The organism is Limnohabitans lacus (assembly GCF_030053395.1).
GTDB classification, from domain to species: domain Bacteria; phylum Pseudomonadota; class Gammaproteobacteria; order Burkholderiales; family Burkholderiaceae_C; genus Limnohabitans_A; species Limnohabitans_A lacus.
The window spans coordinates 12,704-38,612 of record NZ_JASGBH010000015.1; the positions used below are offsets into that span (position 1 = coordinate 12,704).

Consider the following 25,909-nt stretch of genomic DNA (forward strand, 5'->3'; position numbering starts at 1 on the left):
ACAAAAGTGGGCACAAGCTAGGCGTGACTATGGATCTCAGCCTGATCTATTGATCGCAGAAGAGGTCTTTTGCCTCTATGCAGAAAATCTGGATCATTTGCTGCCAAGCGTTGTCCAGCCGCCAGCAGCGCTGGAGCGCATTAAGAGTTCTGGAGCGCAAGCGCTGGATGCGCAAGACATCAACATCATCGCGGCCCACATAGCCACAGGCCTGCACGAGCGGACCCGTGACCAGGTCATTTTTCCGATTGACCGCCGCGCACAGTTCTCGCGCACCGCATCCGACAAAGCCGACAAAACGCCCTTTCACGATGTTGTCGCCAGTGAGCTGATCCGCCAAATCGAGGCGGGCACCGCACCATGGCAAAAGCCTTGGAATGCAGACGGCGGCATAGGCGGGATGCCCCTCAATCCGACCACTGGCAAGCGGTACAAGGGCATCAATGCCATTCACCTGCTCGCGCAGGGCCACAGTGACCCGCGCTGGCTGACCTATAAACAAGCTGTCAGCTTGGACGCGCAAGTCAGAAAAGGCGAGCGCGGCACCTCCATCCAATATTGGAAGTTCGAAGACACCCGCATCAAAACGGATGCCGCTGGAAACCCTGTCATGGGACCTGACGGAGCCCCTGTTCAAGAACGCGTCAAACTGCAAAACCCTCGGGTCTTCTACGCCACGGTTTTCAATGCCGAGCAAATTGACGGCCTGGCTCCACTGGTGACACCTTCACTCACTTGGGACCCAGTCGAACGAGCCGAACAAATCTTGACCAACTCTGGCGCTCGCATTGAGCATGCTGCCACGGACCGGGCCTATTACAGCCCTTCCCGCGACGAAATTCACCTCCCCCTTCAAGTGCAGTTTCCCACTGCCCGCAACTATTACGCTACAGCGCTGCATGAGCTGGGACATTGGGCTGGCCACGAGTCTCGACTCAAACGAGATCTCAGCCATCCATTTCGAAGTGAAGGCTATGCACGCGAAGAGTTGAGAGCAGAAATCGCCAGCATGATGCTCAGTGCCGAGCTGGGTCTGCCACACGACCCCAGCCAACACGCAGCTTATGTGGCCAGCTGGGTGAGTGTGCTCAAAAAAGACCCTCTGGAAATTTTCAGGGCCGCAGCTGATGCGGAAAAGATCCATGCCTTGGCCATGAGTTTCGCCCCAGAACTCTCCCAAGACGTGCCTTCAGTGCTCGCAGTCATCGGCCCTGCGCCCTCGCTGCCCCCAAGCCCAGCCCCCAAAACGCAAGCGCAAGAAACCAGGCCATCGGCTCAGCAAGAGCGCTCGCTCACCACAGGGCCTGTTTCCAATTTGACCCCAGATACCACCAAGGTGATTGCCATGCCACGTCAACCATTGAGCGCGGACGACGTTCGTGATGCGCTGTCCTACATCTCCCCCAATTTGCCACGCGATGACTGGGCACGCATCGGCATGGCTCTCAAGTCTGAATTCCCCAAGGATTTGGGTTTGGATCTATTTGACCAGTGGAGTTCGACAGGCGACGGTTATGACCGCAATTCGGTGGTTTCAACTTGGCGCAGCATCCGCGCAGATGGTCCCGTCTCGATCGGTACTTTGCTCAAGCAAGCCAAAGACAACGGTTTCACACCTCGTGAGCCCATCGAATCGATGCAGACACGTCGAAACCTCGATGACCCTCAAGCCGCAGCGCAACGCGCAGCCGATGCCGCTGCCCAAGAACAAGTTCGCCTGAACCAACAAGAAACCGCCGCTGTTCAGGCCTTGGCCATGTGGGATCAAGCCACGCCAGACGTAACTTCAGCCTATTTGGAGCGCAAATCCGTGCAGGCCCATGGCACGCGCACCACCGATCAAGGCACGCTGTTGGTGCCCTTGGTCGATCAGGATGGCAAATTGTGGAATGTGCAGCGGGTCTTGCCTCGCAAGATGCAAAACGGCACGGACAAGCTGTATCTCAAGGGTGGTCGCAAAAGCGGGTTGTTCCACGTCATCGGCTCGCTCAATTCCGCACTCGATGCCGGTCAGCCTGTGGTGATTGCCGAAGGCTATGCCACCGCCGCCAGCGCACACGAAGCGACCGGCTGGCCCTGCGTGGTCTCCTTTGACTCAGGCAACTTGATCAAAGTGACTGAACAATTCAGAAAACGCTATCCCGACGCATTGTTGGTGGTGGCCGGTGATGATGATTTGCCCACGTTTGCCAAAAAAGGCATCAACCCAGGGCGAGACAAAGCCACTTTGGCGGCTCAAAAGGGATCGACTGCGCTGGCGTTCCCGCTGGGATTGAATTCCGATCAATCCGACTTCAATGACCTGGTGGCGCAGTGGGGCCCAGAAACTGGCCCTCAAAAAATCCGCGCCAGTTTTGAAGCGGCGTTGCTGGAATATGTCAGCCCGCAACAACCTCAAAGCGCCTCACTGGCTGTCGATGGTGGCTCTCCATCGGGGCAATTGACTGCCCAGCAAGCCCTCGCTGTCAAGGCGCTCAATGAACTCCAGGCATTGGATTTGCCTTTGTCGCAAACCGTGTCGATAGAAAACACGCCAGAAATTCGTCCAGAGCCCGTCAGCATGGCCACAGCCAACCCGCCTGTTGACGAGACCAATTCACCGGTAAAGCCATTTCCCCGCTTTGAAGTTCGCCGAGTGGGTGAATTCAATGAAGAGCAGATTGGTCAATTCGGCCAACTCAGTGGTGCGGTTTATTTTGCGGCTGGACAAGATGACGCTCAAGCGCTGCAAATTCACCTCAACGGCGCACGGCTCCAAGGGCCTGAGCTGACTGCTTACCTCGATGCGGTTGTTTTGGAAAGGACAACGCCAGCCCACTCGCCGGGTGCACAACAACTCACACAATTACATGCCGCAGCGCTTGCTGTGACAGTGTCCGAGACAAGTGATGTCCAGCAGCCCCTGCCCTATACCGTGACCAGAACAGAGCGCGGGTTGGCTGAAAAAATCGGTGAATTCAACCAACTCAGCAGCGCCGTTTATTTTGCGGCGGGCCAAGATGATGCCAAGTCCTTGCACATCCATCACAACGGCACGCCGTTAGAGGGGCCGCAGTTGTCCGCCTACCTTGATGCCACGGTGCTGGAACGGACCAGCCCCGCAAGCTCGGTGGGGAAGAATCGATTGGCGCAACTGCATGCAGCTGCATTGCCCAAAGATGTACAAGTAGGTGCAGCCAATGCAGTGGGTGCTATGGCAGCTCAAACAGAAGCCCTCATACCCACCTCCACCGGCGCGGATAACCCGGAGGTCAACCCAGCCAACACCCCAGCGGCAAGCAGCTCTCCGTTGGCACCCCCACAGACCCCAACGGAAACGGGTGGCCCAAAGGCGGACCCTCTTACCCGTCCTGACCCGAACAACGATTTGAACTTGGAGGCGCTGCAAGCCAAACGCGCACGTGATGCAGAGCAAGTGCGCCAAGAAATGGGGCGTTTGGGCACACCTCCCAAACAGACGGACTCCACTGCAGACGCACCAAATGCGCCCCCCGGCCTCAACAGCATCAGCAGTGCTAAGCCCACCCCTGAGCCAGGACCGGACACTTACCTGTACCAAGAGTTGCGAGATCTGCGTGAACGACTGGCCAAAGAGTACCAACACGATGGCGCGGGCAAATACTTTTTCCGTCAAGGCAAGCTGGATCTGGCTTTTGAAGACACGGGCTCCAAACTCAATACTGCCCACCACGTTCCCGAGGTCGTCGCCTCTATCGCCCAATTGGCCCATGCCAAGGGCTGGCGTGAGATGCATGTGAACGGAACCGTGGAGTTTCGCAGAGAAATGTGGCTTCAGGCATCGCTACTGAACATCAAAGTGATGGGGTACGTCCCCGAAGCCATCGACCAAGTTCGCTTGGCTGAAAGGCGTCAAGTGCAGGCCATGGACATGGCATCCAAAGGGGCTGTCGGCGGCCTGGCCAACAGCGTTGCTCCCTCCGCCATGCCCCAGCCTGAAACCGCAGGCCAAGCCAGCCCACCAGTCAACATCGCACCCTCGCCGCAACCCGTCAAATCGACACCGGCACCGTCGCTGTTGTCTGCAGCGGCGGCCAAGCAACTCGATGCACAGCTTCGGGGCGTGATGGCTCAAAAGGGAGCCACCGATTCCCAAGCGATGGAAAAAACGCTGGGCAAGCTTTATGACCAGGTGCAGTCTCCCCGTGTTTACCTCGGTCAGTTGATCGAGCACGGTCCGGCACCTTACAAATTCGACCCCCAAGAGCAAAGCAGCTACTTCGTCAAGCTTCAAACCAAGACCGGACTTCAAACCGTGTGGGGGGTGGATTTGCCCAGAGCCCTGGCTGAAATGCTGCCAGACGAACATAACGGGATCGGGCAAGACATCTTGCTGGCCTTTCAGGGAATCAAGAAAGCGCAAGCCTTGGTGCCGCAAAAGGATGCCGCAGGCCTTCCAGCTGGAGAAACATGGGAGACGGTGGATCGCAACACATGGTTTGCACAACCGGTGATGCAAGCCTATGCACAAAGCCTAAAAGAGCTGGCTCAAATGCCGACCCCTGGCATTTCCGACACACAGAAGGCCACAGACGCACCCCCTCCAGTGGCCACAAATGCAAACTCTCAAGCGGGTTTGGCCGTGCCTGCCAAACCAGTCCAAGCGATGAAGCCTGCATTGCCCCCTGCCGAACGCTTGCGCAATGCTTTGATCCAGTTAGGGGCAGATCCATTGCAATCAGAAATCACCCTGGCTTCCATGCAAAACCTGTTTGACTCCCCCAAGTTTCAAGTGGGCACATTGCTTGAGCATGGCCAGGCACCGTTGAAATTCACCCAAGGCCAGCCACTGAGCTATTACCTGAAGCTGGGCACCGAGCAAGGCCCTGTGCTGTTGTGGTCGGCTGATTTCCCACGCGCGATCAACAACACCCCCGTTCTTCTCGGGCAAACCGTCGTGGCCGCGTACAGGGGGATTGATCTCGTGCAGGCTGGCTCCCAGCCAGCAAAAGCCCGCAACGACTGGCTGGTCGCACCCCTTGATCGTCTGCATGAAGACGCACAACAAGGTGTTATTCAGCGCATGGCCAACGCGCAAGTCATGCCGCAAGCGCCTTCTCTTGGTGTCGGCGCCTCACAAGAACAGCAAGCGCTTTACATCCTGCGCGAGGCCATGCGCCAAGCTGGAATTCCCCAAGAGTTTGCTCAAGCAACGCTTAAAGACGCAGAAAACCTGTTGGGAGCTGCGCAGTCTCCCCTGCCCAAATCACACGGCCTGCCCGGCCAAAGCGTGGCCCAGGGTATTTCTGGACAACCGTCACCGAACGTCCAGCAACGCTCCCCTGCCCCTTCTGTTTCCAAAAAAGTGGGGCCATCCCTATGACATCCATGACATCCACCACCGGCTTGCATTTCGCGGCCAGATTGTTTCGCCCGGCCAAGCACTGTGCTTTGGTACTGCCCTGTTTTTTGTTGATTGCTTGCTCAGGCACAGGCCCCAAGCCAGACGGCGCATCTGGTGAAGTGCGCCAAGCAAACACCCAGCAACAAGCGCTCGAGGAGCTGATCGAAATCACCCGGGCAGGTCAGCCCAAAAGGTTCCGCGCCGAGCGTGCAGGTGACGTGCGCCAAACACTGCAAAGCTGGGCAAAAACCTCGGGCATGACGCTCCAGTGGAAAAGCGCTCAATCCCTGAGCACTACCGGCGTCATTGACGAGCTGAACATTCATTCAGCGGTCTTATCCCTGGCGCAGCAGTTCCCAAGCGACCAAGCCGCTGTCATGGTGCAGTTCCCTACACCCCGCTTGATGATCGTGAGCGACGTACTGTCCAAAGATCAAAGTACACAAAACTGCCCACAAGTTCCCGCTGGGGCCATCGTGATCGGTCGGTATTGCCTATTGGCAGAGCAATTCTGGTTCGTTGATCCGAGCGACAAGTTTTTAAGCGCAACGCTTGAGCGGTGGGCCAGTGCTGCCCAGCTGGATCTGAACTGGAAATCCAAGCTCGATTGGCCCATCACGCTCACCGTGCGCAAGCCCTACAGCGGTGATTTGCTGTCAGCCATTTCGGCTGTGACCAACGATTTAGCCGCTCAAGGCGTGGATTTCAGATACGCCATCTCGGGGAAAACCTTGTCCATTAACGCATCGCCACGTCCACAAACCTCGCCTCAAACACCAGCCCCATCTCAAGCAAAGGAAACCACAAAATGAAAATGCACATTCTCTTTAGCGCAGCCCTTGGCAGTTTTGTGCTTGTAGCCCTGCCATGTACTGCGCTCGCCAAAAAAGACGAGCCCATGGTGGGACTGGCCGTAGAACGCGCTGAGGTCCTTTCTGGCAACGCTGCTTCATCTGCAGTTGTCCCCGTTGTTGTTGGCGCTGACACGGTCGCATCGGCACCGACATCCGATTTGCCTGCCGCACCCACAGTGGCCCCACCTTCGTCCCCCGTCACATCTAAAGCTGCCACCCCAGGCACGACGCCCGGTCAAACACCTATTGCCCAGATCGAGCGCCTGTCCATTCAAGCCGGTCAACGCCTGAGCGTGGCCTTGGGTGCATGGCTGAAGTCCCAGAGCGTCGAGTTGTCTTGGGAGCCTGCGGGAACTTTGCTTGGTCGGGTACGCGACGTGGTGATCGACAGCGCCTGGCTGGCTTCACAAACCGCACTGGAGCCGACGCTGTCTGAAGTGTTGGCCCCCTTCGGTTTGACCGCACACATTCTTCGCCAGCGTCAATCCACCGATGCCAGCAATGTGACCATTTTGGACGCGAGCCCCACCTCTGTGGTGGTGCGCAACGCATCTAACGCCCGCCCTTGACCTGTCACTGGCACACCAGCTACCCGCCCACCAAACCATTTCATGAGGCCTTACGTGATGACTTTGCTTACTTCCCCCCCATTTACTCGATCCTCTGCGGTTGTTCTTGTGTGTGCCTGCGTGCTCGCCGCTTGCACTACGCCACAGGCCCTGCAGTCGAGTGTCGATGCTCGCATGGACAAGCTCAAGTCCTACCCCTTGCAGACCCAAGCCCCCAAAGTCGTTCAAACGACAGGCAACATGCCCCCCGTTGGACGGTCCTTTGATGCCATGGATGAGCGTCAGGCCGTTAGCATGCAAGTGAGCAACGCTAATTTGTACGACTTGGCCTCCAAGCTGACCCAGCGCATGGGCTATGGCCTGAGTGCTCTGTCTTCTGTGGATGTCAGCAAAACAATCACCATTCACCTCAAAGCGGCCACACCTGCACAAGCGCTGCGTCAGCTGGCCTGGCAAGCCGGGTATGTGGCTGTTATCAATGATCAAGACCGCAGCGTCACCTTGACCAAAGACGCAGCCATGGTCTTCAAAGTCCCGGCCGATGAACTCAAGAAACTGCTCAACACCAGTTTCAAATACGGCGGCTCTCCAGTTGGCGGTGGCAGCTCAGGCGGCTCGGGCGGTGCAAGTGGGTCTGGCGGCACCACGTTTGCACCCGTGTCCGCTGAATTCAAAGTGGAAGGCAACTACACCAATTCACCTGCTGCGTTTCAGGCTTTCATTGAAGAGCTGGCAGGCTCCAATGCCAAGGTGCAGGTCTACCTCGAAGCTGGCCTGATCGCCGTGCGCTCCAACGGCCAAGCTTTAAAACGTGTGCATGACTTTTTGTCCCGCTATGCCTTCGATGCCCGCCGTCAGATCGAAGTCAACGCTCGCGTGGTGGAAGTGTCCCTGTCAAACGAGTTTCGCTACGGCATCCAGTGGGACAAGGTTTTGAACGCTGCCGGGACCCGCAAGTTTGGCCTGAACACCCGCTCCATCGTGGGCACAAGCACCACGCCAGCCGGATCATTCAGCTTCTCTTCAGAATCGGTGACCAGCGTCATCGAAGCGCTGGAGACCCTCACCAACGTCGATGTCACCAGCACCCCACAAATGGTGATCACCAACAACAGCTCAGGCGTCATCTTCGAAGGCACGCAAAAGCCCTATCTGCCCTCGGTCACCTCGACCACCACCGGTTCAGGCACGACGGCCACCACAAGCCTGAGTGGCAGCGGCGCCTACGCCTCAGACGGCATCCAGATGAGCATCCACGCCAACATCCTGGACGATGACAACGCAGTGCTCACCATTGTGCCGAGTGCCGTCACCCTGGGCGAGCTCAAAAAAATGCTGGGCGATCAAATCCAGATGTACGAGCAATCGGTTCGCAACGGGGGCCAGCGCATCTCGATCCGCTCGGGTGAGACGGTGGTCATCAGTGGTAACCGCTACACCCGTGGCAACGCCGTTGACCGGGGCATTCCCGGTGTCATCAATGCCCCCCTGATCGGTGCAGTCGCCGGTGGCCACAGCAAAGACTCGGCCGCCCGCCAGACCGTGATCATCATGAATGCACGGATTTTGCGACCAGACCCGATGGACATCGTGTTTTCGGAGAGCATCTGATGCTGCCTAAATTATTCAGGCTGTGGGCTGACAAGGCCAAGAGAGCAGCTGCATCAAATTGGTTACGCAAGCGTGGATTCAGCGTGAACAACTCTGAAACGTCCACCGGCTCATCTGGTGATCCGTCCAACACAAACCCAGCAGGCGTGTCCGGCGTTTACTGTCAGAGCAACGCACGTGAGGCCTGGTGGAGCTTGACCGAGCAATTGCATTTAGCCAGCACCCAGCCTGTCACCGAGCCCCTGCCAGGTACCTACATTTCATTTGCGCCGGCCGAGGATCAATCCGTTTTGATGGACAAAGCACAGTCTGTGCTGGTCAAAGACATCATCAGTGACCTTGGAGAGCCCGTGTTCGCGCAGCGCTATCAGCCTCTGTCCGTCCCACGCTCGGCCCCAAAGTCCACGCGCTTGGACAAAGGCCAAGCGGGCACAACCGGACAAGGTCCTGCCCAAGCGGCAGATGGCGTGCTGGACAGCCCATTGGTTCGGCGCTTGCAAAGCCCTTGGTTGTACGCCACGACTCAGGCACGCCTGGACAGCCTGCCACAGGATGTGCAAATGATTTCTGGGCTGGCCGTCTTGCGAGGTTTGCTGGCCACATCACCGTCCTTGCAGACGCTGCAAGCCCCGTTCGTGACCGGCGTCTTGTTCCCGGGCGATGCCGTGCAGGTTCTGGTTTTGCTGGTTTGCTCCGAGTCGGGCGAGCTCAGCCAAATGGACTATGTACCCTTGGCCGGGCTCGACCCCGCCTCGGCCATCCGTGCTTATGTCCAATCGGTTCGCCTGTCCGCCTCGGGCGAGTGGACCCAAGAGCGCACAGCCATTTTTACGGCCGATGAGATTTTGCGTCTGGGCATGGGTGCAGGCGGTGGTTCTGCCTTGAGGCCCTACCCACGCGAGCCGCAAATCTTGGGCATCCCAATTAGCAATGCCTGGTACTGGGGCTCAAGAGTCAGCACTGCAGCATTGGGCCTGTGCGGGGCATCTCTTGCGGGTTTGACCTATCTGAATCAGGGGCTCACCGCTCAGTTGCAAGACGATCAGTTGCAGCTTCAAAAGCAGCAACAAGCCTTGACCCAGATGTTGTCCACCGATCGCTTGGCGGCCGTGCTTGAACGGCGCAGCGTCAAAGCCGATGACGCCATCTCCAAAGCCAGCGCGGTCTGGCAAGAAGGCGCCAAGGTGGTCATCGATGCCAAATCGCAGACCCTCAAATTGACTGTCAGCCACAAAGTCCAGTCCACCGAGCAAAGCCCGGAACAAACGCCGCAAGCCCTGGCCAAAGCCTTGAGCATCACCCCGCCCGAGGGTTGCACCCGCGTGCCGCCCTCCATCACGCCCCAAATCAGCGAGTTGTACCTGACCTATGAATGCCAAACACCTGACCCTGCTCTCCAGCGTCTCTTGCCTGCTGCTCGCTAACTATCTGTTGCTCCCCGCTTGGAGCCAACACAAGCGCCTGGGCGCGGCCGCCATGCAAGCACATGTTGACGCTCAGTCCATGCAAGAGCGTATCAACGCAGCCAAAGTCCTACCCGCAAGGGCCATGCAGCTGAGCGATCGCGCCGTGGCGCTGTCCTCGGCTGTGAACGCCTGGACCAGTGTCAGCCGTGACTATGGGCTCACTTTGACGCAAATTGCCACGCCCACGTCGTCCTCGGGTCAAAGCGTGGTCGAGGTCACCTCCTTGGGCGAGGTGGACACCTTGACCGGTCTTCCCGTTCAACGCATCAGCCTCAAAGGGCAATACCGGTCTTTGAACGACTTCAAGCGGTATCTGGCACAAGAGATGAACGCCGAGCAGGCCGTGGCCGTCGAGCAACTGAAGCTGTCTGGTGACACCTTTGAGTTGCTTGTGGGCATTTACAGCAACCCCCAATGATGACCATGCCGCGCATGCCAAGACCTGGACACAAGCCATGACCTTGCTCAATTTATTTGCTTCAGCGCCGGTGCCTTTGGATGACAAGGCGGCCCTATCTTCGCCTGTACAAACAACTGCAAGCACGATCTCCCTCGTGCCGGTACCGGGTCCCTTGCTTGTGCCCGTGCTCGCCGCGGAGTCCGTGCCTACTGCGTCCTCAGCCAATGACGCCAGCACCTCAGTGGGCCAAGTCACTGAGATCGGCCATGCTCACAACCACGTCGAGCCATCCGATGACCAGCAAGTGCGAGCGCTGCGCGATGCCGGCATTCCAGAAAGCCACATCCAGATTGCGCTGCAACGCCAATCCCTCACGCACGAACCACTGGCCGAGATCATGCGATCGGCGGAATATGGGTTTTTAAGCCCCGAAGGCGTGGCCCGCGTGCAGGCCAAGATCAGCCATTGGCCCTACTTTGCCCCCAGCCAAATTGACGCCATCGCCTCCCGAGAAATCCAGCAAATACTGGCTGACAAAGGCATGCACATCACCCAGATGGAGTCCATGCTGCCCGTGGGTGTGAGCAACGGCCGTCTGCAATTGGCCCTGTGTGAGCCGCGCAATGCCTCCAAAGCCCAGCTTCTTTACCCCCACTGGCAACACGATTTTGTGGTGTGCTCCGAGCGCAGCTTGCAAACCATCTACCGCCGCGCCTATGCCCAAAGCGGCAAAGATGCGATGGAACTGTACCAAAAGCTCAAATCTATCAGCCTCGATGACGACGGGGCAGACCGGGTCTTGCGGGATTTTGTGCTGGCACTGATGCGCCACGGATGCTATTTGGGGGCCAGCGATATCGGCCTGACACCCATGACCAGCAACAGCGGCGGTGTCGTGCGCTACAAAGTTGGCGGCATGGGGACTGTGTTCACCTTCCTTGAAGCCAAGATCTGGCAGCGCGTGATCGTGCATCTGCTCAACTCTGCAGGCGTTCCTGCAGAAAAGGTCAAAGAAGGTCCGGTTGACACCCGCTTCGAGTTCAAGGACTCGGACATGGACAAGTACTCAGAGATCGCCCTGCGCTATGGGTTTCGCGTCGAGCTGATGCAGCGGCGCAGATCAGAAAACCACAGCATCAGCTGCGTGATGCGGATCTTGGACCAGCAAGCCGAATCCGCTGAGCTCGATGCGCTCATGTTTGATGAAGAAACCTTGCACTACCTGCGTGATGTCAAGGACCGCGCCACCGGCTTGATGCTGATCACGGGGCCGACGGGCTCTGGCAAGACCACCACGCTGTACGCCATGCTCAATGAGATTGATCCGGTCGAGCGCTGGATCGAGTCGATTGAAAACCCCATTGAGTACTCCAAAGGCCTGTGGATTCAGTTTCAAACCGATACGGGCGGCTCAGAGGCCTCGGGCGCATACAACTTGCTCAAAGGGCTGCTGCGCTCAGCGCCCGATGTGATCTTGTTTGGCGAGGTGCGCAAGGGCGACATTGGCCTGGAGTTGGTGGACGCGGCCAACACCGGTCACTTGGCTTTTACCACCATGCACACCAACGATGCGGCCCTGGCCATCGCCCGGCTGCGCAGCTTTGGACTGGACATGACCGCTGTGGCTGGCGTTTTGCAAGGGGTCTTGGCTCAGCGACTGATCCGCACGCTTTGCCACTGCGCGAGCGATGACGTGCGCATTGAGACCGTGACGCTGCTGCAAAACCAAGCATTTTTGACACGCGGCCAGCAAAAGCTCAAGCCTCGCCGCGCCATGGGCTGCATCGAATGCAACCACAGCGGTTACCGGGGCCGCAGGATGATTTATGAGCTGCTCAAGATTTCGCCCTCTGTCAAAGACATGATCGAGCGCAATGTGGCCCCCAGCCTGATTGCCAAAGAAGGCATCAACCCCGAATACACCCTCAAAGCCAACGCGCTGCGCTTGGTGGCCCTTGGCCTGACTTCCATCGAAGAGGCCAAAAAACTCGGCTCTTTGGAAGAAAAGTAAGCCCACCGGATCAATCAACATGAGCACCTCCTCGCAAACCCAGCCCAAAGTCCTGGCCCAGTCAGGCTTGTCCTTGTATTGGAATTTCTCGGCCCTGTCCCCCAATCCTGGTGATAAACGCAAGATCCAAGGCATGGTGCAAGCCAGCTCGTCCGTGTATGCCCTCGCCCGCGTCAAGCGCATGGGCTTCAAACGCCCGCAAGTGCGTGTAAATGTGAGCCAGACCCTGAGTTCGGGGTTTGGCTTCATCGTGCAGTCGGACTTTGATCTGCGCGACAAAGCGAGGCTGTACGAGACGCTGGGCAAGCGCTTGCAACGCGAAGGCTCGATCATCACCGCTTTGGAGTCTGCCCAAGAGTACCTGCAAGACGGTCGCCTCAAGGGCGCAGTGGCCATCGTCGCCGCACAAGTCAACGATGGCCAGCCTTTGCATGCGGCCATGCAGACCGCTGGCTTTACACCCCGCGACGCCATGGTGGTGAGGGCCTTGAGTGAGGCGGGCAACGCACACCAGGCTTTCACCGATCTGGCCGCAGAGGCACGAACCCGTTATCAACGTGACACCGCATTGAGTTCAGCCCTTCGCATGCCCATTTTGATGTTGCTTGCGCTGTATCTGGCTCTTCCCGCCTTTTTTCTGGGGCTGGGGCCTCGGATCATGCAGTTTTTTAAGCGCCTGGGCACACAAAGCACCAACATCCCTGACGCCATCAAAAGCATCTACGCCACAGTCGATTGGGTCAACCTGAATGTGCAATTGGCACTGCTTGTCTACATCGCCATCGGCCTGGGTGCCATCACCTTGTGGAAATCATCCCTGTGGAGCCGCTTGGCGCTCAAGATCAAAGCATTTCGGGATCTGGCCCTCAAGACCGAGCATGCCTCGCTTTGGTCAGTTTATGGACTGATGTACGCCGCAGGCATTCCCGGCCAGGACATCTGCACCGTGCTCAGGCCCGCAGCCCAGCTGCAGCAAACCAGCGAAGCGCTGCTGCGCATGAGCAAACGCCTGGCCGCTGGCAGCGATGACCGCGATGCCATGCAAAGCGCTGGATTTCCATCATTTGTGGTTTCCGGCTACCGCGCAGCGCGGGACTCGGGTTCTTTGGCCGATGGTCTCAAGTCCTTCACCAACATGCTCAATGAGGACATTGAGATGCTGACCAACCAGACCAAGGCCTGGCTGCAGCTGGTCTCCATATTTTTGATGTCAGGAGCGGTCATGGGCGTTTTCTACGTCGTCTATTACCCCGTGGCTGGCACCGTGCTCAACAGCTTGTAAGGCACAACCGAGTCACCTGCCTCTACTTGAATTTCAACTTTCAATTTTTGTCCCCCTCGTTTAACCCACTTTTTAACCCCCCTCGTTTTTTTAACCCCAAGGAGCTTGTCACCATGAAACCACTCTCACGCTTTCAGTCCACACCTGCCATCGCCCCCGCCTGCGATGCTGCATCTCCAACCACCGTGCAAACGACCGCGCCCCCCCTCGCTGTGGGGCACAAAACAAAAGAGCTTGCTCGCAAGCAACGGGGCTTTTCTCTCATTGAAATCATGGCAGGGATTGCCATCATGGCCATCATGAGCCTGATCTTGATGAGCTCGTTTTCTGGCGACGGCAGCAAAGCTGTTCGACTACTGGGCGACATGTCCACCTTGAGCAATTCTTTGAACCGCGCCAAGATGGACTTGGGCGGGATTCCCAGCCGTTTGTCCGTGCTGTGGAACCGCACAGATGCCACGACGGCCAATATGTTCAACGGCATCGCCGCGACCAACAGCTGGGGCGGCCCCTACGTGGAGCGCCAGCCTGTGGACGCAGCCAACAACGTGACGGTGAGCGCCGTGGCTGACGCGACCGCCATCTCCATCAACAGGGAAGCGGCCAGCGCTGCCAACGGCGGCAACTACACCTGGGTGTACTTCCTTCGCGCAAGCAACGTGCCCAACCCCATCATCACCGAGTTCATCAAAAAATGTGCGGCCACGGATGTGGTGGCCAACGCCACTTTTGCCAACGGCAAGTGCCGCGCGACACCCGGCACCGGTGCAACCGAGTTTGGCACCGTCGACATGAAGATCACTGACTCACGTTGATCCTCTGACACCAAACCGACACAAGAACAACGTCATGACGCTCCGATCCTCCCCTAGACGGCAGACATCAGGCAGCAAGCACTGGTCGCTGCGCGTTCACCAAGGCCAGCGCCGCCGTGGTCAACAGCGCCCGCAGCAAGGCTTTGTGAGCATTTTGGTGTCAGCCATTTTGGGGGCGATCGCCGTCATGGTGCTGTCTTTTGCTTCACTGGCCGTCAACAAATCCGCCTCGGGCGCTGAAGATCGCATGGCCCGCGAAGTGGTCGATGCATTGGCACAGTTGCAGGTTTGGTACGAACGCGAAGCGGACACCATAGCCGTCTCCGCTGTCACGCCTACAGAGGCACAGCTGCAAGCCGTACTCACCCGAAGCTACCCGGGCATGCGATTGGCCATGTCCACCTCCATGGCCAGCCCTGGTTGCACTTCCGGCTCTATCGCTTGTGTGCCCTGGAGAAAGGTGGCCGCTTGGTATCCAGCCACCCAAGCACCGGCCGCATCCATTGTCCAAGATGGACTGCCCGTCAGCGAGTTCACGGGCGATGCCATCTGGCGTGTGTACAGCTCTCAAAGTTGGTACTTTGAGCGCTATGCGCAATCCCAGGCCAAGCTCAATGACGCAGCACGTGCCTTGATGAGCTGGTTTGCTGGTCGCAAGGGCAGCAATCCTGTGCTGGGCCACGACGCCAACTTTTGGCGATCGAGTGACTGCTCACAAACAGACTTCAACCTGCCCTGCGTTGACACCTACAGCAGCTTGAGCACCACGGGCGTGGCCTCATTGTTGGGCCTGAGCGTGGCCGATGTGACTGCCCCCTTGGGGGGAGTCATTGAATTTTCTAATTTACAGGACAGTTCCACGGCAGCGCCCTTCAGTGTGGCGCTTCGCGTGATGCTGCCTTGGGGCGGGCAAATTCGCCAAACCGTGCTGCAGCCTTGATCCAGGCGCTCCCATTTCTGAACACCTGACACCATGACACAGACCACTTTTTTGCAAACCTTGCTTGAACAGCTCAGCCAGGACGATGTTTCAGACTTGCACCTGAGCCCGCACACCGACATCTGGCTGCGCCGCTCGGGAGACATGACCCGATTGACTGACAGCGCGGACCTGACAACGCCCACTGACATCAACTCTTGGCTGTCCGCCATTCGGTACCAGTCCAGCACCATTGCGGAGCTGGTCGGCTCAAAAGGTGGCCAAGACGACTTTGCAGCCAATTTAGGGGATTTGCGGGTGCGCATGCACGTCTACATCAGCGCCGGTGAAATCAACGTCGCTGTCAGAAAACTGGCCTCTCAAATCCCGCCCTTGGGAACCTTGGGCTTGCCCGCCGGTGTGAAGAAGCTGTTGGACCACCCCACGGGTCTGGTTTTGGTCGTCGGCGGCACAGGTTCCGGCAAATCCACCACGCTGGCCTCGTGTGTCGATCAGATCAATTCCACCTTGCAGGGGCACATCATCACCCTGGAAGACCCGATTGAGTACCTGCACCGGGACAAATCTTGCCGCGTGCGCCAGCGGCAGGTGGGCCCTGGTCACGACTGCGAGAACTTTGCAGCCGGTGTTGTGGCGGCCATGCGCGAAGACCCAGACATCATCTTGGTGGGCGAGGTGCGGGACCAGCAAACCATGCAAGCTTGCTTGGCTGCGGCCCAAACGGGCCATCTGGTGTTTGCAACACTGCACACCAACAACACCACCGAAGCCGTTGAGCGCGTGCTGGCCTTTTACCCAGAAAAAGAGCGGGACTTGGCCCGCTCGGTGCTCTCTTCGGTGCTGCGCGGCGTGATCGCACAGCGCCTGGTCAAGGCCAGCGCTGGCGGTCGGGTGTTGGCATCAGAGCTCTTGCTGTGCACGCCCGCGATCAGGGCCAACATTGCGGGCAATCAGTTGATTGCTATCGAGCAGTCCATGGAAAGTGGCCGATCGGAGGGGCAAATCACGCTCAACTACAGCCTGCAGCAGCTTTTCGAAAACGGTTTGATCACCCGAGAAACAGCGCTGACAGCCAGCTCAAAGCGCGATTACCTCGAAAAACGCATTGGAGTTGCCTAAATGTCCACTTTTCTCGCCCGCCCTCATCCGCCCCGTCGCACCCGACGCCATCAAGCTGGCTTTAGCTTGCCCGAGATGATGGTGGCCATGGCGCTGGCTGCACTGTTCATGTCCACCATCACGGACGCACTGAACCCAGCGCTGGCATTTTTTGGAAAGCAAGACACCACGGCCAAACTGGCCGATCTGCGTATGGCGCTTGAAAGCGCCTACAAAGAAGATGTCAAACTTGTGGACGCTGCTGCAGGCGCGGTATTCACAGTGACCGCTGGTGTGATCTCGCCGGTTGCACCCAATGCCAACGGGCGCTGCGCCACGCCGGCGACAACCTTTGCGCCCCTTGCCCGGTATTTGCCCAGCTCATCGGCCGCAAGCGCCACGGACGGCTGGGGGCAAGGTTTGTGTGTGTACATCACCACCCGTCAAAGCTGGACCGTCAATGGCCTGACTTACCCCTACCACACGATTGCCGTGGTCTCGGCGGGCTACGACGGAGCTGTTGATGCCGCCACCGCCTTGAGCGCTGCAGGCATCCTCACTTTAGGGGGGGATGACAAAGGGATTGTGATCGACGGTCGCAAACTCGTTGGCGATTTGGTGAATACGGCCATGGAGCAGATCTCGCGAGCCAGTACCGCACTGGCCAGCTACTTTGTAACCCGGTACCAAAGCAACCCATCACGTGACATGGGCGTGGATTACTTTGCCCGCACCAATCGAGCAGGCGCTGTGAGCGCTGAGTTTGACAGCGCGGGCTCTATGCCCAGCACAGGCGGCGCTGCGGTGCCCATCACCAACGGCCAAGCGCACACCGTGTTGGGCTTGTCTGTGGCCGATGTGACCGATCCCTGGGGAGGAACGCTGCTTTTGGACAACAGCTCTGATGCCGTGCGCAATCCGCAAAACGCCACCGCCTCGATGCGCTCACCAGGCTACACCGCTCGCATCAGCACCACCTTGCCTAGCGGATCGGTACTGGAGCGAACCGTTGTGGGGTCCTATTGAGTTCCCTCCATCGAGATCCAAGCCATCAAGTCCCAAGCCTTCAAAACCCACACCCCAGTTTTAAAACCCCACCTTCCACCTCAGGAGACCTTTTATGAAATCCCCCGTCCACACCACCGCCTTGTTAGCCACCTTGTTGGCCACCTTGTTGGCCGCGCCCAGCGCTTGGGCGCAATCACCGGCGGCCCTTCAAACGGGTGTAAACGCAACAGAGACAAGCACCAGCAGTGGCGTCAACCCCATGACCGGCCGCCCCTTGTCAGAAGAAGATTTACACCGGCAGCTGAACAAATCCAAGTTGATCACCCAGCTTGGCCAAGAACAAGTCAAGCAAGCGCAAAACGCGGCTGATTTGGTTCTGGCCAACCTGCGTGCCGATTCAGAAAAAACAAGGGCCCGGGCTGAGTCCCTGGCCCAGATGGCCGTCACAGGCCCATCCAAGTCGGGCAACGTCACTTTACTCAAGCCATTGCCGATGCCTTCGGGCATGAAACCGGGTGTGGCACCTGCCCTGCCCAACTCGGGATCATTGGCTGCCAACAATGTCGCGTCGAATGCTTTGGCTGATGCATCTTCAGCGGGTTGGCCTGCGTCTGCTGCACCATTGCCCTCCGCTAAAGCCAGCGGCACGATTCGGATTGGGGACGAGACCTTGGACGTAGCCACGAGCACGCCCCCATCAGGCCACGCCCAGGTGCAGTGGGTGGACTCGCAAACCCGCCAAGTCGCGCGTGCTGGCGCTCCTTTGTCACCCATCAATGTGCAACCGGCCACCGGCGTCCTGGGCATCCCGGCCATCCCCGGCATCATGCCCGGCGCAATGTCTCCTGGCCAAGTCCAGTAAGCCGGTCGCCACAGCCCCATCGCTTGGAGTCACATCATGAATTTGCATCAATGCCAAGTCGGCACCGACACCCCCCCTCCCACCCAAAGGGGCATCCGCTGCGGCAACCCAACGGCCTTTCGTGGCTGGGTGATCTGGCTCTTTTGCGCACTCACCTGCGCACTCGTCCCCCTTGCTGCACACGCTCAAAGTGCACGCACATTGGGTTTACGCACCATTCAAAGCGTCACTGGACTGAGTGCCCCCTCAAGCGCGATGACCTCCGAGACCGTGGCCGTGAACTTTGGGGGAAGCAAACTCGCTGCAGCCAGTGCCAATCAACAGCAAAAGGTGGCCGATGTTCGACCCATGGCTGTATCTGTGCGCGACTACGGCATGGGCACCATGAGTAAGGCAGAAATGGTGACAGCCGCCAAAGCCATCATGTCGCCCACCAAAGCCAATCAGATTGCCACCATCATCAAAGGCGTGATGTCCCAAGGCAAAGTGGGCTCTGGGGTGTTCATCTATGAGCAGCAAGTCAGGCCCAGAGGTGCCACGCGCGACATGAAGCTGTCTTGGGGCGTGACAGTCACGGAAACCGGACATGTCTTTGCCGGCGACCCCAAAGTCGTGGACCCGGACCCGACCACGGTCTACATGCTCTACACCTCGTTGGCTGCCGAGGCAGGCTTGCCTCAAACATGGACTTATGCCGATGCAGGTGTTTTGAAGTGGCAGCTCAGGAAACTCGATGGCACGCCGGCCACGGCGTGGACCACCATCAACACTGGGGGGGCATTCGATGAGTCAGGCACGGACAGTGAGTTCAAGGTCAACTGCCTGGCCAATAAATTGACTTCTGGCTGTCCAACGGCTTACGTGGATGCCAAAGCCCTCATGGCAGAGACCGCGTCCGTCTCGGCCATGATCGACTACGTGCGCAAAGTTGCACCCGCTTACAACGAGTCTCAAGATCCATCCACCGGCGAGACGATTTACCAGCCACAAATATCCGTCAGCTACGACCGGCGCGAGTACGACCGGACCGGTTGCAGCTCGGGGAATTTCCGAAACATCGGCAGGCGCGGCTACACCCTCAAGACCACGGTGGACCGCTATCAGATGGTAGAGACTGATTCTGCAGCCACACGAGTTAATCGGTTTGAGGGCAGCAGCATTTCTCCTACCGAAAATTTTGATGTCAGTAAAACGCTTGACATGACCAGCCAGTCCCTGTCCAACCAGGTGATCGATAGTTTCTCCAACGCCTTGGTGCCGTCATCCAGTGTGCTGGGGCTGCAATACATGGCACCGATCACCACCTACAGCACGCTTTCCAACGCCAACAACATGCGACTGGAGTCCACTCAAAGTGACATGGCCATGAGCTGGGTGCCCGGTGGCAACGGTACCTACAGCCTGTATTTGGGGACCATTGCCGACAACTATTGGGGCGGGTACGGTGCGGTCTATGACCGCTCCATGACTTTCAACATCAGCAACAAGGATTTGTATTCCAAATTCACCCTGGCTCAAGCGTCTTTCGACGATTGGCTGATGCTTCAAGTCAATGGCAATGTGGCCTATGTCGGACCTTATGGTGGGGATCGTCTTTCTACTGTTAGCGTTCCCTATACGTATTGCGGCGGCGACTGGGGCTGTGAAACCGCATACGAATTAAAAGTCCAGTATGGAGCCAACGCCTTTGGCTGGCCAGAACTCAGTACCAACTGGAGCCTTGGACTGAATGTTGATTTGCGCCCTTATTTGCGTGCCGGACAAAACACCATCTTCATGCGCACCATTGTGGCCGGAAGAGGAGAAGGCGCGATTCGCATCGATGCCACCTCGTGCCTGGCCGATTGATTTTCCGCTGCTCGAAATGAATTCGACCTCATCGCTGCCTCACCCCAAAGGACGTTCATGAAAACCTCCCTCATCACCTTCTCTCGCACCTTCAAAAAAGTCGTGTGCACTTTGCTGGCCAACGCCATGGTGTTCACCACCCTGAGCGCACCCTTGCAACAAGTGCAAGCGCAGACGCCAGAGCAAGTAGGCCAATCCAGCTGGACGATGCCCACCTACCGAAACGAATGCTCGGTGGTGGACTGCGCGTTTCAGTACCAGGTACCAGTGGACAAGTGGCAAGAGGTGGCCACGATATTTAACCCACAGGGCCACAGGGGCAAGGTCGATGGGCGGGAGTACTATGCAGGCGAGCAATGGATGGCCCTGGGCCAGCATGCGGCAGGTGTCTTGGGTCTGTCCAGTGCAGAGGTAGGCCTCAAGGCCTGGATGCAACCGACCATTCAGCCCCATCCTTGGGTAGTGGCCAGATTCTTGCCTGAGCGCGGGGAGCTGCGCATCAACATCATCAAAACCTACAAATACCCAGACGGCACCCAAAAACTACTGGTCACCGATTACACCCCGCAGCACGGCCGTTGGCACATTGTTCGGCGCATGTTCCGTGACAAATCAGAAAACTCGAGTCCTTACACCCGGGGCATTGATCCGTTTTACCCCAAGCACTCCGGAGCCCCTTCAGATCCCACGTTCTACAAAATGAACATTGCGGCCGCACAAGTGGCTGTTGGCCAGGCCATGATGCACCATCAAGCCCCCTATGCGTTTTTTGTAGAAACCTCTTTGCGCCTGGATCAACGCCAGACCACGAGCGGTAACTTGCTCAGAAAGAAAATTACCACCACTACCGTAGGCTACGCCAAGCCCAAGGTGTACCTGGCAGCCCCCTTGTCGATGTCCACGCAGCGCAACAACGTGACGCCCTCCATGATGGCCGTCATCTGCCCCAGAACGACCACGTGCACACACCCGGATCAACTGGCTTTTGCAGGCTTTGTATTGGAACACCTTGAGGGTGGCAACATCCCCAACATCGAAGAAGAGATCTATCGCAACGTACAGTCCAAGAGCAGCTGGACCGGTATTGCCTTTATGCTGGTGACAGCTGCACTCACCTGGGGTGCGGGGGCGATGATCGCGGGTACGGGAAATTGGGCTGTGGCTAATGGGCAGATTGTGGCGGCAACTGCTGCTGAAGGGGCAATCGCACCAGCAATCGCGGGCACCACCATCGCCGCCGGTGCCGGCATGGGTTACGCCACGATCAACGGCCTGATCCAGGGTGGCCCGCTGTCCAGCGCTCAGCAAAACTGGCTCGGCCAGATGGGCATGACCCCTGAGCAAGTGAGCATGGGTGTGAGCGATGGCTCATACTGCAACAACGCCCACTGCACAGGTTTGTATGCAGCCGCTTCGGCCAAGCACATCCAGTCCGGCAATCCCGGCACGCCAGAGTCAGGCAACAACTTCCAGGCCACACGCCAGCTCATCGAGGGCAACTGTCCGGTCACGCTGACCCGGGCGCAGTGCCTCGCACAAGGACTTGAGCCCGGTGGCACACCCCGTGCGGACACCCACCCCAATATTGCTTACAACGCCAAGGACTTCACAAAGAAGCGCCAAGCTTGCATCAATGCGGGGTATGGCCGCGACCAGAAAACCTTGTACCACTGCATGGCCACGGCGTACTACACAGACGAATCTGACAGCCCCGATTGATCTGGACAGGGCACCAATGCAAAGGGCCGCTGATGCGGCCCTTTGTGATGGACATGAATATTATGTTCATTCCTTGGCGAACTTTTGATCACGCCAGTTCCAGCCATCGCACACTGCTCCACCGCCAATGAATGCCGTGGTGGCACCTTTGCCGCCATCCCAGTAGCAGCCGGACTCCTTGGTGGCGTCTTTGGCTTTGCGAGCGATGCGTTTGACGACTCCAGGTTTTGTAATTAGGCCATCACGTGAAATGAACAAATTGACTTCCAATATGTCGTCAGCTTCGATATGCATATTTGAAGGTGCAAGGGCTGTTGTCGTTTTGAGGCCCTCCATACCCCACACCTTTGTTTGATACACACCGGCGACTCGTTGCCACTTGGCAATGTCTGGACAAACATTCTCGGCAGTCCAAGTATTGACTGAAGACGACATAATCTCTGTCAATTCTTGCTTGCCACAGTGCTTCGCATAGTCTTTGATCTCGGTTAGCTTTTTAGGTGCACCCGGCACCACAACATAGATGGACTGCTCACCAGGATTGAACTGAGTCAAAATGTCTTTGGGCTTGTAGGTGCCAGCACACCCCCCCAACCCCAACAAGACTGCGGTTGACACGAGCAATGCAAAAGTGCGGAAAGTTTTCATGAGCGGTCTCCCTTTGATGATTCATTAACGATTAACTTACACGAGCCGTTGACAGCCCCTATGCCTCGAGCATTGATTCAAGCCTGGCAATGGCATCTTCAATAACCTCAGGTGGTGCCGTTTCGATTTTTCTTGCATCACGCGCATTCAAATCGGGGTCGCTGTAGAAAACGGAATTTAAAGCACGCTAAGCTGCCACAGACTGGCTTCAACCCTTTTACACAAATCTTCGGACACGCTCGTCAACGAATCAATGTCATGCCTGCATGCTTGGCGGCCCCAGCATCGAAAGTCATGGTCTCTGTGCACCCTGCATTCGAGGCCGTGCGCTCGATCAGGCAATCTGCGAAATCAGCCTTACCGGCGTCAAAGACACGCAAGGCCCGCAGAACCTGTTCAGCTCGCTCGACAACAATTTGTTTGGCCCGAAGCAGACCCTCGAAAGCCTCTTTCACCTGCGACCCCGTCAAGTCGTAGCAAGAGGTCAAGACCCAATAAAGCTCGATCACAGACACCAAGGTAACGAACCCCTGGTGATCTGCATCCAATGATTCAATCAAGGCAGCAGCTTTTGCCGACTGCTTTGCATCATCTTGCATGATGTAGCGCACCAGCACATTTGTATCAAGGCCGATCATCTTGCACTGGCTCCACGCTTGGCGATGGCTTTGTTCATGTCTTCGATCGACACGCGCTTGCTTGTCTTTCCAAATTTGCCCTTGAGTTCCGTGATGCTGCGATTGGCCGCAACAAACTCAAATCGGTCTGGCGCTATTTGCACGAACTCGACACGATCACCTGTATCTACCTTGAGTGCGTGGCGCACGCCAACTGGGATAGTGATCTGTCCTTTGGTGGTCAGTGTTGCAGTGGTCATGTGGCACTCCATTTACCCTTACTTTAATGTAAGCAATGACAGGTGTCAAGCGGTTTCAAGAATCAATCGGATGTTTTCGTGGGTACATGGCCGAGCTCAGTCGGGGCCAGTCGCCACTGATCTTTGATGCACACATCCCAAGCACCGGCATACTCCTTGAGGTCATTGCCTGGTGATGCCATCAACCTGCCGCCAGAGATTCAAGCGGTCGCCAGCACCAGAACTGACAAAGGCTTGACCTTGCGAATCACTGTCTTGGTCCTCTGCTCAGCAGCCCAAAGATCGTATGAGGCTTGCATGCCAAGCCATACATCAGCCCGTCCGCCATGTTCCACACCCAACCACCGCTCCAGGCGCAAGGCCATTTCCGGCGACACCGCAGCCGCGCCGTTTAACACACGCGAAAGAGTTGGGCGCGTGACACCGAGGGCTTGTGCCGCATCAGTGACGGTCATGCCCACGGCAGGCAAAACGTCATCTCGCAGCGTCAGCCCTGGATGGGGTGGGTTGTGCATTCTGTTCATCTCTTGTACCTCAGTGGTAATCCTGGTAGTCCACCAAGATCGCATTTCCATCATCAAACCGAAACGTCAAGCGCCAATTGCCACCGACCGATACCGCCCAGTGCCCATCAAGTCCTCCAGACAGGGGGTGAAGCCGCCAGCCCGGCAGATTCATATCCCGTGCTGCCTGAGCTTGGTTCAACTGTGCCAATTGCCTGGCCAGCCTGGCCGCATGCGCCGCCTGGATGCCTGCCTTTGTTCCATTTTTGAAAAAGGCCTCTATGCCTTTGTGCGCGAAGGTCTTGATCATTCACGTGAAGTGTGACGCTACGCGACACAGATGTCAATGACCAGTGACACGTTTCGACATGAATTTCTTTCCTGTTTTCGGCACATAGAGGCCACCACTCAGCACTCAATACAGGCCGTGCGCACCAAAGTGGATGTGGGCCCGAATTGGCCATGGGCGATGATGCACCGCTGAGGGGACATGAATCACACGCGGCGGAATGTAGGCCACTGGAGGTGGAACGTAAATCGAGCTTTGAGGTAACGCCGCGGGTTGAGAGGTAGCAACCGGCACAGCGCTTGATATGCCCAAGGGCGTGACTTGGACTGTCAGGGTAGGCCCCGGGTCCTGAGCCAATTGCACGCTGTGAGTTTTGCCTGCGTATTCGTAACCGACATTGAAGCCGACTTGTCGGTTCTCGATGACCGTTTGGGTCGTGCAAGTTGTGACGGGTTGATTGCTGCTTATGCTCTCCATCTGGTCACCCAAAAGGGCACCCCCGATAGCACCCACCACTGTGCCCAGACCACGGCCATCGCTAAGCGCTGTGCCGATGGCACCCCCTGCGATAGAGCCCAGCATCGCCCCAGCCCCACTTGTGCCCGCATTCACAGGAACGCTTTGAGTGCAGGTCTGGTGCGGGACAGCCACTTGTTGATAGACGGGTGTTCGCGATATGACTCGAGCCACGTCCTGAGCTTGAGCCCCTGCGCACATTGTGAGCAAAGCGATTGCGGCGACCATGTTTTGCATGGAGGTCTCTCCTTAGTGTTTCATTAACGCTCAATCCAGGTAGTACGCTGACAAGGGTTCAATTCCGATCACGGCTCTTTTTTTCTTCGAAGCAAGGATTGGTCTACTCAGTGAATACTTCTTGCAGCGTCATTAACGTTGCCGTCAATGCCTTCGCTGAGACGGCTCCCAACTTCTTGGCCAGACGCACCTTATCTACAGTCCGCAACTGGTCGAGCACAATCAACCCCCTCTTGCCCGCATGTGTTACCGGCACTCGAAACGGCGCAGTAAAACCTTTCGAGGTCATAGGGGCCACAATCACGGTTCGCAAGTTGTCATTCAACTCAGCGGGCGAGATCACAACACAAGGACGTGCCTTATTGATTTCACTACCAACAGTTGGGTCTAAATGCACAAGCCAAATCTCACCGCGCCTCACCAGACCAACCCCGCATCGTCAGCGTTGCCGAACTCACCCATCAACAAAGTATCGTTGCCATTGGCCGCAACGGCTGTTGCAGCGTCGGCCCAGCCCTCGCGGACCTTCTTGGCGGGTTTGCTCAGAACGATGTGTCCGTTTTCCAATGTGACACTGGCCGTTACCTGATTTTCCAGTCCTGCCTGTGCCAAAAGTGGCTTGGGCAATACCACGCCCTTGCTGTTCCCAATGGTCCTGATTGCAATTTCCATGATCTTCTCCAGTTGCAACAATGTTAATCCATACCCTTCTTGATGTCAATCCGTAACACAAGGGGTTTGGTGACCACGTGTCATGAGCACGCACCTTTGGCTACAGCTGATCATTGATCTGTGACCGAGTTTCCTGCGGCACAAGTACTTCTACAACAATGCCCTCAACTTTGCTTTGCGGCAATAACCACAGTATGGACCCTGATGGCCACCCAAATTCCCCCACTTATGGCCACCTCAAACTCCCCCACCTGAATTGATCGGGGACAGGGTCTCAACGCCGACACCGTCGGCACCTGTGGGCAGGACGCATGTTCCGGCT

At 57.4% G+C, this 25,909-nt stretch carries 23 protein-coding genes; 15 read left to right on the top strand and 8 right to left on the bottom strand.

The genetic code is table 11. The annotated features are described in order from the left end of the window. Positions 1-97 precede the first annotated feature (97 nt). The 15 genes from QLQ16_RS15235 (at position 98) to QLQ16_RS15305 (ending at position 21,845) form a co-directional block, all read left to right on the top strand. Entirely contained in the window at positions 98-5,341 is a 5,244-nt protein-coding gene (locus tag QLQ16_RS15235; RefSeq protein WP_283225511.1) for a zincin-like metallopeptidase domain-containing protein, read from the top strand. Beyond that, positions 5,338-6,174, top strand: coding sequence for a TcpQ domain-containing protein (locus QLQ16_RS15240; protein WP_283225512.1), 837 nt, complete (start codon positions 5,338-5,340; stop codon positions 6,172-6,174). Before QLQ16_RS15235 ends, QLQ16_RS15240 begins: the two co-directional genes overlap by 4 nt. Further along, complete coding sequence (locus tag QLQ16_RS15245; protein WP_283225513.1) at positions 6,171-6,785, top strand: hypothetical protein; 615 nt, start codon at positions 6,171-6,173, stop codon at positions 6,783-6,785. Before QLQ16_RS15240 ends, QLQ16_RS15245 begins: the two co-directional genes overlap by 4 nt. Positions 6,786-6,959: 174 nt before the next feature. Continuing rightward, positions 6,960-8,396: a type II secretion system protein GspD gene (locus tag QLQ16_RS15250; protein ID WP_283225514.1), complete on the top strand. Its 1,437-nt coding sequence runs from the start codon at positions 6,960-6,962 to the stop codon at positions 8,394-8,396. A gap of 83 nt (positions 8,397-8,479) precedes the next feature. Further along, positions 8,480-9,820 carry a hypothetical protein gene (locus QLQ16_RS15255; RefSeq protein ID WP_283225515.1) on the top strand — a complete coding sequence of 447 codons (1,341 nt, stop codon included), beginning with the start codon at positions 8,480-8,482 and terminating at the stop codon, positions 9,818-9,820. Positions 9,821-9,872: 52 nt separating this feature from the next. Beyond that, positions 9,873-10,280 carry a hypothetical protein gene (locus QLQ16_RS15260; protein ID WP_283225516.1) on the top strand — a complete coding sequence of 136 codons (408 nt, stop codon included), beginning with the start codon at positions 9,873-9,875 and terminating at the stop codon, positions 10,278-10,280. A gap of 184 nt (positions 10,281-10,464) precedes the next feature. After that, positions 10,465-12,273 carry a GspE/PulE family protein gene (locus QLQ16_RS15265; protein WP_283225517.1) on the top strand — a complete coding sequence of 603 codons (1,809 nt, stop codon included), beginning with the start codon at positions 10,465-10,467 and terminating at the stop codon, positions 12,271-12,273. A gap of 19 nt (positions 12,274-12,292) precedes the next feature. Further along, positions 12,293-13,555, top strand: coding sequence for a type II secretion system F family protein (locus tag QLQ16_RS15270; RefSeq protein WP_283225518.1), 1,263 nt, complete (start codon positions 12,293-12,295; stop codon positions 13,553-13,555). A gap of 113 nt (positions 13,556-13,668) precedes the next feature. Continuing rightward, complete coding sequence (locus tag QLQ16_RS15275) at positions 13,669-14,370, top strand: type II secretion system protein (RefSeq protein ID WP_283225519.1); 702 nt, start codon at positions 13,669-13,671, stop codon at positions 14,368-14,370. A gap of 34 nt (positions 14,371-14,404) precedes the next feature. Next, on the top strand, positions 14,405-15,310 hold the full coding sequence (locus QLQ16_RS15280) for a hypothetical protein (protein WP_283225520.1): 906 nt from the start codon (positions 14,405-14,407) through the stop codon (positions 15,308-15,310). 33 nt (positions 15,311-15,343) lie between these two features. After that, positions 15,344-16,429, top strand: coding sequence for a type IV pilus twitching motility protein PilT (locus QLQ16_RS15285; RefSeq protein WP_283225521.1), 1,086 nt, complete (start codon positions 15,344-15,346; stop codon positions 16,427-16,429). Continuing rightward, positions 16,430-17,434, top strand: coding sequence for a type II secretion system protein (locus tag QLQ16_RS15290; protein ID WP_283225522.1), 1,005 nt, complete (start codon positions 16,430-16,432; stop codon positions 17,432-17,434). Positions 17,435-17,528: 94 nt separating this feature from the next. Beyond that, positions 17,529-18,278, top strand: coding sequence for a hypothetical protein (locus QLQ16_RS15295; RefSeq protein WP_283225523.1), 750 nt, complete (start codon positions 17,529-17,531; stop codon positions 18,276-18,278). 255 nt (positions 18,279-18,533) lie between these two features. Next, the gene (locus QLQ16_RS15300; protein WP_283225524.1) at positions 18,534-20,126 is read left to right on the top strand and encodes a hypothetical protein; all 1,593 of its coding nucleotides are present in this window, start codon (positions 18,534-18,536) and stop codon (positions 20,124-20,126) included. 57 nt (positions 20,127-20,183) lie between these two features. After that, positions 20,184-21,845, top strand: a complete 1,662-nt coding sequence (locus QLQ16_RS15305) for a hypothetical protein (protein ID WP_283225525.1) — start codon at positions 20,184-20,186, stop codon at positions 21,843-21,845. Between the two features lie 66 nt (positions 21,846-21,911). Here QLQ16_RS15305 and QLQ16_RS15310 read toward each other — a convergent pair whose 3' ends face one another. From QLQ16_RS15310 to QLQ16_RS15345, 8 genes are all read right to left on the bottom strand, one after another. After that, positions 21,912-22,493: a hypothetical protein gene (locus QLQ16_RS15310; protein ID WP_283225526.1), complete on the bottom strand. Its 582-nt coding sequence runs from the start codon at positions 22,491-22,493 to the stop codon at positions 21,912-21,914. Between the two features lie 242 nt (positions 22,494-22,735). Next, positions 22,736-23,131 carry a type II toxin-antitoxin system VapC family toxin gene (locus QLQ16_RS15315; protein WP_283225527.1) on the bottom strand — a complete coding sequence of 132 codons (396 nt, stop codon included), beginning with the start codon at positions 23,129-23,131 and terminating at the stop codon, positions 22,736-22,738. Next, a complete protein-coding gene (locus QLQ16_RS15320; RefSeq protein WP_283225528.1) occupies positions 23,128-23,370 on the bottom strand; it encodes an AbrB/MazE/SpoVT family DNA-binding domain-containing protein in 243 nt (80 codons plus the stop codon). The genes QLQ16_RS15315 and QLQ16_RS15320 overlap by 4 nt, the downstream gene beginning before the upstream one ends. A gap of 200 nt (positions 23,371-23,570) precedes the next feature. After that, positions 23,571-23,894: a HigA family addiction module antitoxin gene (locus QLQ16_RS15325; RefSeq protein ID WP_283225529.1), complete on the bottom strand. Its 324-nt coding sequence runs from the start codon at positions 23,892-23,894 to the stop codon at positions 23,571-23,573. A gap of 10 nt (positions 23,895-23,904) precedes the next feature. After that, positions 23,905-24,183, bottom strand: coding sequence for a type II toxin-antitoxin system RelE/ParE family toxin (locus QLQ16_RS15330; RefSeq protein ID WP_283225530.1), 279 nt, complete (start codon positions 24,181-24,183; stop codon positions 23,905-23,907). A 105-nt stretch (positions 24,184-24,288) separates the two neighbouring features. Continuing rightward, a complete protein-coding gene (locus QLQ16_RS15335) occupies positions 24,289-24,915 on the bottom strand; it encodes a glycine zipper 2TM domain-containing protein (RefSeq protein ID WP_348534224.1) in 627 nt (208 codons plus the stop codon). 103 nt (positions 24,916-25,018) lie between these two features. After that, positions 25,019-25,339 carry a type II toxin-antitoxin system PemK/MazF family toxin gene (locus QLQ16_RS15340; RefSeq protein WP_283225535.1) on the bottom strand — a complete coding sequence of 107 codons (321 nt, stop codon included), beginning with the start codon at positions 25,337-25,339 and terminating at the stop codon, positions 25,019-25,021. Beyond that, on the bottom strand, positions 25,333-25,587 hold the full coding sequence (locus QLQ16_RS15345) for an AbrB/MazE/SpoVT family DNA-binding domain-containing protein (protein ID WP_283225531.1): 255 nt from the start codon (positions 25,585-25,587) through the stop codon (positions 25,333-25,335). Before QLQ16_RS15345 ends, QLQ16_RS15340 begins: the two co-directional genes overlap by 7 nt. Positions 25,588-25,909: the final 322 nt, after the last annotated feature.